The organism is Vreelandella aquamarina, from assembly GCF_020075495.1.
Taxonomy (GTDB): domain Bacteria; phylum Pseudomonadota; class Gammaproteobacteria; order Pseudomonadales; family Halomonadaceae; genus Vreelandella; species Vreelandella aquamarina_A.
Map to the genome: position 1 here is coordinate 1 of NZ_JABYQT010000049.1, position 277 is coordinate 277.

1 rRNA gene is annotated in these 277 nt (G+C 53.8%); it reads left to right on the forward strand.

Features of this window, described 5'->3' with window-relative positions:
* Positions 1 to 277, forward strand: a 23S ribosomal RNA gene (locus HW452_RS17795); the annotation flags it as partial.

Genomic DNA, 277 nt, shown 5'->3' on the forward strand with positions numbered 1-277 from the left:
GTGGATGCCTAGGCAGCCAGAGGCGATGAAAGACGTGGTAGCCTGCGATAAGGTTCGGTGAGGTGGCAACAACCTGTGACCCGGACATCTCTGAATGGGGAAACCCACTGACCACAAGGTCAGTATCCTGCACTGAATACATAGGTGTAGGAGGCGAACCAGGGGAACTGAAACATCTAAGTACCCTGAGGAAAAGAAATCAACCGAGATTCCCCCAGTAGCGGCGAGCGAACGGGGACCAGCCCTTAAGCATGTGACCGATTAGACGAACAGGTTG